The 8,145-nt window shown below is 40.2% G+C and carries 8 protein-coding genes and 1 riboswitch; of the genes, 3 read left to right on the top strand and 5 right to left on the bottom strand.

Translation table 11 applies throughout. From position 1 onward, the window contains the following. Positions 1–167: 167 nt before the first annotated feature. Complete coding sequence (locus ACSBQP_RS19220; RefSeq protein ID WP_435028705.1) at positions 168–647, bottom strand: DinB family protein; 480 nt, start codon at positions 645–647, stop codon at positions 168–170. Between the two features lie 205 nt (positions 648–852). Here ACSBQP_RS19220 and ACSBQP_RS19215 point away from each other — a divergent pair, with 205 nt between their 5' ends. Together ACSBQP_RS19215 and ACSBQP_RS19210 are read left to right on the top strand one after the other, a co-directional pair. After that, positions 853–1,383: a hypothetical protein gene (locus tag ACSBQP_RS19215; protein ID WP_019743390.1), complete on the top strand. Its 531-nt coding sequence runs from the start codon at positions 853–855 to the stop codon at positions 1,381–1,383. A gap of 11 nt (positions 1,384–1,394) precedes the next feature. Further along, a complete protein-coding gene (locus tag ACSBQP_RS19210) occupies positions 1,395–2,942 on the top strand; it encodes a flotillin family protein (protein WP_007500611.1) in 1,548 nt (515 codons plus the stop codon). 31 nt (positions 2,943–2,973) lie between these two features. Here ACSBQP_RS19210 and ftsW read toward each other — a convergent pair whose 3' ends face one another. Genes ftsW through ACSBQP_RS19195 form a run of 3 tightly spaced genes read right to left on the bottom strand, consistent with a single transcriptional unit; the run spans position 2,974 to position 5,941 of the window. Continuing rightward, positions 2,974–4,107 carry a putative lipid II flippase FtsW gene (gene ftsW / locus ACSBQP_RS19205; RefSeq protein ID WP_374998331.1) on the bottom strand — a complete coding sequence of 378 codons (1,134 nt, stop codon included), beginning with the start codon at positions 4,105–4,107 and terminating at the stop codon, positions 2,974–2,976. Between the two features lie 5 nt (positions 4,108–4,112). Further along, positions 4,113–5,267, bottom strand: coding sequence for a rod shape-determining protein RodA (rodA, locus tag ACSBQP_RS19200; protein ID WP_060781333.1), 1,155 nt, complete (start codon positions 5,265–5,267; stop codon positions 4,113–4,115). A 14-nt stretch (positions 5,268–5,281) separates the two neighbouring features. Next, positions 5,282–5,941: a DUF1232 domain-containing protein gene (locus tag ACSBQP_RS19195; protein ID WP_144683777.1), complete on the bottom strand. Its 660-nt coding sequence runs from the start codon at positions 5,939–5,941 to the stop codon at positions 5,282–5,284. A gap of 149 nt (positions 5,942–6,090) precedes the next feature. On the opposite strand from ACSBQP_RS19195, the gene ACSBQP_RS19190 reads away from it, so the two are divergent. Continuing rightward, positions 6,091–6,645, top strand: coding sequence for a GNAT family N-acetyltransferase (locus ACSBQP_RS19190; RefSeq protein WP_116306090.1), 555 nt, complete (start codon positions 6,091–6,093; stop codon positions 6,643–6,645). Between the two features lie 239 nt (positions 6,646–6,884). Here the strand turns inward: ACSBQP_RS19190 and thiT are convergent, their stop codons facing one another. Further along, positions 6,885–7,460 carry an energy-coupled thiamine transporter ThiT gene (thiT, locus tag ACSBQP_RS19185; RefSeq protein WP_007500615.1) on the bottom strand — a complete coding sequence of 192 codons (576 nt, stop codon included), beginning with the start codon at positions 7,458–7,460 and terminating at the stop codon, positions 6,885–6,887. A 96-nt stretch (positions 7,461–7,556) separates the two neighbouring features. After that, positions 7,557–7,659, bottom strand: a riboswitch (TPP riboswitch). Between the last annotated feature and the right edge of the window lie 486 nt (positions 7,660–8,145).

Genomic DNA, 8,145 nt, shown 5'->3' with positions numbered 1-8,145 from the left:
GAAGATTGCCACACACCTAGCAAAGCTAGGCTAGGTGTGTGGGAGGTCTTTTTCATGTTTTTCCTTCAATCTCATCTATCATAATGATGGTGAAAATAAAAAAGATTGTAGAAAAACATGGGTTTCTCTACAATCTGAGGCTCCCTTCTGGGAGCCTTTTTTACATCTTATAGCTGTTCTTTAATTTCTTTAATTTGATGAATATGGCGTTTTTCGTGTGCACCGATAAAATCAAGGTATTGCTTTAATGAAAGTTCTTCAAACACAGGATGTGCAATCACGCGTTTGAAATCTTCCTCTGTAAACGTTGATAAAATATGATTTAATTTCTCACGAGCTGTATCAAGCTCATCTTTTAAATGTGTAGGTGTCACATGCTTGCGCTCTGGCTCAACAATACTAGGCGCAGTGGCTTTTTTTGAACGATCCTCTGCCATTTCCACCGGCTTTGGCTCATATTCTTTAATCGGTGCTTTTTTCCCCTCGGCAGCTAGATGTTTTGCTGAAATTAGGTCCATTTTCTTTAAATGATCTGCAACCTCTTGAATGCTCCAAGTATCATCAGATAATTTTTGATTCAATTGTTCTTCGTTCAAACCTTGCAGCTCTTGCCACAATTCTTGTCTTGCATCATGTAATAAACTCATTTCTCTCACCTCAAGATCAAATTTTATCATACTGGTACAAGACAATCATTCTTTAGCTATCCGAGAAATCCTTTAATGAATTGTGATGAAAAATGAAACCTTTACAAAAGTGGTTCGTATTACCTGTTAGAAGGAATACACTTGGATGTGAGCATGGTCTAAATGAATGAAAGGCTGCTCATTTCATAAAGAAAGGGTGAGGAAGATGGATGTGTTTGGGCTGCCTCTTCAGACGCTGTACTTATACATATTGATGGTATCAGGAATCCTGACGCTTGTTTTCGTCTTTTTTGGCGATGTATTTGATGGATTGTTTGAAGCGATTCCTGTCCCGTTCCTTCAACCAACATTGATCCTCGCATTTCTTACCTTTTTCTCGGCTGGAGGATTTATCTCTGAAAAAACAGCAATTGTAGGAAGTGGACTTGGCGCAGTATTATCTACCATTCTCGCAGTGGTTCTCGTTACTTGTTTACATGTATTTGTCTTAGTCCCGCTTTCCTCTGCTGAAGAATCTCTTTCATATACGGAGGCCGACCTAAAAGGAAGAACTGGGGAGATCATTGTATCTGTACCAAAAGATGGGTTTGGAGAAGTGCTGTTAATTAGTAACAGCGGGAAAATCTCAAAGCCTGCCGTCAGTTTCGACGAAGAGGAGATTCCATATGGAACCCGGGTGCTGGTCGTCGAAGTGAACAAAGGCGTGTTATCTGTTATACCAAATGAAGAAATCTAGGAGGGAATGCTATGCCAGGAACAACCATATTAATTATTATTGGAATTGTGCTTGTGATTCTCATTGCACTTATTGGTGTATTTGTTTCGAAATACCGGACAGCTGGTCCAGATGAAGCATTAATTGTCACAGGAAGTTACCTCGGAAGTAAAAATGTCCACGTGGATGAAGGTGGAAACAAGATTAAGATTGTAAGAGGTGGAGGTACCTTTGTACTCCCTGTTTTTCAACAAGCAGAGCCGCTCAGCTTACTATCTAGCAAGCTAGATGTTTCAACGCCTGAAGTCTATACTGAGCAGGGTGTACCGGTCATGGCGGATGGAACGGCCATCATTAAAATTGGCGGATCAATTGAAGAAATCGCCACTGCGGCAGAGCAGTTTTTAGGGAAAACAAAAGAAGATCGTGAAAATGAAGCAAGAGAAGTACTAGAAGGACACCTTCGCTCCATTTTAGGGTCAATGACAGTTGAAGAGATTTATAAAAACAGAGAGAAATTTTCTCAAGAAGTACAGCGTGTTGCTTCTCAAGATCTAGCGAAAATGGGTCTTGTCATTGTATCGTTTACAATCAAAGATGTCCGTGATAAAAATGGCTATTTAGAATCACTAGGTAAACCTAGAATTGCTCAAGTGAAACGCGATGCAGATATTGCGACAGCAGAAGCAGATAAAGAAACACGTATCAAACGTGCAGAAGCAGATAAAGATGCGAAGAAATCTGAGCTTGAGCGTGCCACTGAAATCGCTGAAGCAGAAAAAATCAATGAGCTGAAAAGAGCAGAATTCAGACGTGAACAAGATACAGCAAAAGCAAGCGCTGACCAAGCGTACGATCTTGAAACAGCTCGTAATCGTCAGCACGTAACTGAACAAGAAATGCAAGTCAAAATCATTGAACGTCAGAAGCAAATTGAATTAGAAGAAAAAGAGATCCAGCGTCGTGAGCGTCAATACGATTCTGAAGTGAAAAAGAAAGCAGATGCGGACCGTTATGCTGTTGAGCAGTCGGCTGCGGCGGAAAAAGCGAAGCGTCTTGCAGAAGCAGATGCGAAGAAATACAGCATTGAAGCAATGGCAAAAGCAGAAGCAGAGAAAGTTCGGATTGACGGGCTTGCCAAAGCAGAAGCCGATCGTGCAAAAGGGGAAACAGAAGCAGAAGTCATTAGGTTGAAAGGACTTGCGGAAGCAGAAGCGAAAGAGAAAATTGCAGAAGCATTCGAACAGTATGGTCAAGCGGCGATTCTTGATATGATTGTGAAAATGCTACCTGAATATGCGAAACAAGTATCTGCTCCACTTTCTAACATTGATAAAATTACAGTTGTTGATACAGGTGGTAACGGGGAAGGCAGCGGTGCCAACAAAGTGACCAGCTATGCGACAAACCTTATGTCCAGTCTTCAAGAAAGTCTGAAAGCTTCTTCTGGAATTGATGTTAAAGAAATTATTGAGAATTTCTCTGGCAAAGGCAATGTGAAACAAAGCATCCAAGAACTGACGAATGAAATCAAACAGCCAAGAAAAAAAGAAATCGCTGATCGTCAAATAGAAGAATAAAAATCAAAAGACACCTTCTGATAGAGGGTGTCTATTTTACTTGGGGCACATGCCGGTGTCTTTTGATAGATGAAGAGAGATTCACAAGAATGCCTGCAGATATCATCATGAACACCAATGAAGATCCGCCGTAGCTAATAAAGGGAAGAGGAATGCCTGTAATGGGGAGAAGCCCAAAGACAGCTCCGAGATTAAAGGCTGCTTGAATCATAATTTGAAAAGTAAGCCCGATCGTTAATAGTTTTCCAAATGGATCTTGTAAACCTTGAACGATTCGAACGGCGCGATACATGATGAGTAGGTAGGCACCCATCACAAACAACAGCCCCATGATTCCCAGCTCTTCACTAATGATGGCCATAATAAAATCTGTATGGGCTTCAGGAAGAAACCCTAGTTTTTGAATGCTTCCGCCTAAACCATTCCCGGTCAGTCCTCCTGAATCCATGGCGAGATAAGAATGGATCAGCTGATAACCATCTCCATCTTCATACATGAAAGGATCACGAAAAGAAGTGATCCGTTTCAAACGATAAGGAGCGGTCACAGCAAAAAAAGTGATCCCTGCCGCAGCCGTCGAACCTAGTAGAATGAGGTGGCGTGTTTTAAGTCCAGCACATAATAAGACGATACCGCAGCTCAATAAAATAGAAACTGCTGTACCTAAATCTGGCTGTTTTAAAATCAATAAAAAAGCTAGACTCAAAAGAAGAAGTGGAGGCAGTACTCCTTTTTTAAAGGATGTAATGTACGCTTGTTTCCTTGCATATACATAGGCAAAATAGATGATCATCACTAATTTCACAGCCTCAGAGGGCTGGATGATCAGAGAGCCCAATTGAATCCATCGTTGTGAATTGTTTTTGACAACACCGATTCCTGGAAGCAGGACAAGGATAAGAAATAACAGTGACAGCATCACAAGCCACCGAATCCATTTACGGTAAACTTGATATGGAACCAGGGCCGCAGCGATGAAAAAGAAGAATCCAATCAAAAGCCATTGCCACTGTTTCATGAAGAAGTAGCTGCCCTGTCCATATTTTATTTCGCCTAAAGGATAACTCGCACTGTACACCATCAGCAATCCAAAGAAACAAAGACAAACAATCGTCCCAGCAAGAATGTGGTCGATTTTTTTTAGGTGAGAAAGAATCAATGACATCACCTTCAATCCCAGTTACGTCCAAACATGTAGGATGAGGACCTCAGATTGACACTAAACACAAGGCCAATGGCGATCATATTGGTTAAAAGCGCACTGCCCCCATAGCTGATAAAAGGAAGGGCAAGACCAGTCACAGGCATTAGCCCTACTGTCATCCCAACGTTTTGGAAGACTTGAAAGACGATCAGCCCAACCACCCCAGCACATATATAAAGCCCATAAAGGGTATTCGCATGCATAGCCACATGAATCATTCGATAGACCATCATAAGATATAAACAGATCAATAGGGAGGCGCCGATAAAACCAAACTCCTCGCCAATGACTGCAAATATAAAATCTGTATGGGCTTCAGGGATATTTCCCCCTTGTACTTGATTTCCTTTTGTATACCCGCTTCCTGATAATTGTCCTGACCCAATGCCAAGCATTGCTTGTTTCAGTTGATACCCATATGTCGAATCAAATTCATCAGGAGAGAGCCATCCATAAATGCGATCAAGCTGATGAGGTTTAATCACTTTTGTAAAGTGCTCAAAATGTTCATTGTGCAAGTAGGTCAAAAATGCAAGAAGCGCGAGAAAAGAAGCGATTAATGCAGCGATCATTTTACTTGAAATGCCTGACACAAGCATCAGTGTAAAAGCGATAGACAAGATCACAAGTGCCGTCCCCAAATCTGGCTGAATTAAAATCAGGAAAAAAGGAACAGCGGTCCAGCATATAATTTTCATTGTGGGAATCATGCTTTCTTTAAATGCAAAGCGCTGATGTTTGTATCGATTTAAAATAGCCGCTAACAGAAGAATGACAAAAATTTTCATAAATTCTGATGGTTGTACTTTCATGGGTCCCAAGCTGATCCACCTTTGAGAGCCATTTTGATTCGTGCCAAAAAAATGAACGAGAATGATGAGAAAGAGACCACCTGCAAATAATCGAAAAGATAACCGCTCAAGCAGTTCATAATCAAAGTAAGCAACTGCCGCCATAAGGCCAAAGCCGACAATATACCAGAAAACTTGCCTTTTGACGAAATAAAACATATCTTGCGTTTCATACTGTCCCGATCCGCTATACACAGCCAGTAGGCTGATCACAAAGAAGCAAATGACAGTGAATAATAATGCGAAGTCAATGCTGTTCTGTTTTTTCATGTCTCCGTCACCTGCTATGACCTATTTGTCAGCTGGTACAATACGACCTGCACCGCTGCAGCGTCATCAATATAGCCGATCGGAAAAATATAATCTGGTATTAAATCAACGGGCATAATGAAGTAAAGTAATGCGCCTCCCATCAACATCAATTCTCGAGAAGTCCCCCGTCCGCTCATGAACGAGTAGTACATGCTTTTCAATTGATCAAGAAATGGTCCAACACCGCTTATCGTATCTATCTTTTTTTCAAAATTTGCTGAGATTGTTTCTTTTCCCTCATCTGATTGACTATAGGTTTCATATTCATTTAACTTCTGTTTCAATTCATTCTCGCTGAACGTCCCGTCATAGACATCATGATCTTTCAGCGTTCGCTCAATCTCTTCTACGGCTTGAATGAACGTATTACCGTGAACTCCTTCGTTTTTAATTGAAAATCCAGCCGTGGCCAATAGATGATCTAAAGAAATGTGTAGAGCATCTGAAAGCCGCTGTAAATGGTTCAAAGTCGGTTTTCTTTTTCCGTTCATGATTCTAGACAGTGTGGCTTTATCAATTTCTGTTTGTGTACTGAGTTCTCTTAATGAAAGAGAACGTATTTGCAGTTGTTCTTTTAAAAACTGCCGAAGCTCAGTTGTTTTAAATTCCATCTCTTTCTTCACCCTTTTCATAAAGTTCAACTCTTTAATAGAAGAAGTCGTACCCAATATATAGGGGTGTTGACAAAATGTCAACGAATATCCATTAAGGATTGCATTTTATAAAATAGCAACTTATCATATGAAACATAGAGTAAGAAATGGCTAAAAGGGGTGTGCAGATGAAGGTTAGATATGCAGTACATAATGATATTCCTAAAATTGCCGAAATTCATGTGAAGAGCTGGCAAACGACTTATCATGGCATTATTTCACAAGAGTATTTAGATGCTTTGAATGTAGAGGAGCGGGAAGAGAGCTGGAGAAGCAGGTCGCTTGAAGGCACGTTTGTCGCAGAGGATGCTGACGGAGTATTTGGTTTTGCTTCCTTCGGAAAACAGCGTGATGAGAGATATTCAATATATGATGGTGAGCTTTATGCCATCTATTTGTTGCAGAGAAAACAGAAATCAGGAGCGGGGATGGCTTTGATTGCAAAAGGTGTGGATTATTTAATAGAGAAAGGCTATCAGAATATGCTGCTCTGGGTATTTGAGCAAAATTCAGCGAAGCAATTTTATCAAAAACTTCAACCTAGTTTTGCCGTCACCAGCCAGTTCGAGCTGGCTGGTGAGAACCATGAAGAAATAGGGTATGGATGGGAACTGTCTGTCCTAAGCGATCATGTTCAACAAATTATATCGTCAGCTTCCAGTAATAATGAGAGAAAAAAGTAAAAAGGGTGGCGAGTAAAATATAAGATATAAAAGGAGAAGCCTCTACTTTTCCTTTCACACCTGCTATTTTTAATGCCTCATAGAAACTTGCCAAAAAGTAGGCGAGACTGAGGATGTAACAGCACAGCATAATGGAGTAAGGATTCATCGTCGTACCTCCAGCATGAAATCTTCTACTATTAATAGATTCAATAGAGCAGCAAATTATGCATAAAAAATAACCCGCTGAAACAGCTGGGTTATTTTTGTCGAGGAAAAACCAAACGAGACGCACTAGGAATGAGTAAACAAAGAACAATACTACAAATGATAAATGAAGGAATCATATATGTGCTGTTATAAACTAATGAATACACCCATCCTGGTGTTCCTTTTGGTGCATAATGAGAAAAGAAAACTACACCTGAAATAAAGAACGTCAGCAGTCTGAAGAAACTGGCGACAAATACAGCTAGGATAATATAGAAGAATTGTTTCTTTCGCTTTTTATCCTGAATGGCTTTTTTAATTGATCCTGAGAATAGCCCGCTTAAACAAATCACAACAGATGCGACAAAGTAATCGAGAAATCCTTGTACAGGTGTAGCAATAATAGGATTGTTCATCAGCTGTAGTCCTGCGATTAACACACCGATGATAAATCCAGCAGACACGCCCCATCTAATGGACATGAGAATGACAGGAATCATGATCAGTGCAATTGACCCGCCGTTTGGCATTCTTAAAAAGAGACCTGATAAATAATCTAAAACAAGTGCAAGAGAAGTCATGATGGCGATCTCCATCAGTCGTACTAATTGATTTGATTGTTGCATAAAAAAATCCCCTTTTCACGAATTGTGCAAGGAGAGACCATGTCAGGATGAGTATGTGATTCATAGAAAAACATATCGGCTTGCATACATGCATGTATGCAAGTGATTCCACATTCCTACTTCAGTATTAACTGACAGGTTCAAAGGGTCAGAACAACGAATTGTTCACTCTCAGCACGAGGCTCCCCCTGCGGTTATTAAATTTCAATCTATTATAAATATACTAAAGACCTACAGGATCAACAATAGTGAATTACGGAGTTAAGCCCTTTTTGTACGAATATATAGGAAGAGATCAGGAAAAATAAATTATTTAGAAAAAATACTTGTTTCTTCTTTTAAAAGGTGTTATATTTGTATTCGCCGCTGAAACAGCGCGGTTGAGAAATAACATTCAAGAAAAAAGTTGTTGACTTCATCTTGATAGAATGTTATATTAATAAAGTCGCTTCTGAGCGATAACGAAGATGATCTTTGAAAACTAAACAAGACAAAACGTACCTGTTAATTCGAGTTTTTATAAAAAATCCTATGATACATCATAGGTAGTCAGTCAAACTGACGAGGCAGGAAATGATCACATGCTAAGTTCGCTACATCGTGTAGCAACGCATGTGTGATATGCATCCTGCATACCTCGGAGAGTTTGATCCTGGCTCAGGACGAACGCTGGCGGCGTGCCTAA

It is taken from the genome of Bacillus sp. G402 (assembly GCF_051172515.1).
Taxonomy (GTDB): Bacteria; Bacillota; Bacilli; order Bacillales; family Bacillaceae; genus Bacillus; species Bacillus altitudinis.
This window is presented reverse-complemented; position numbering and strand designations above follow the sequence as displayed.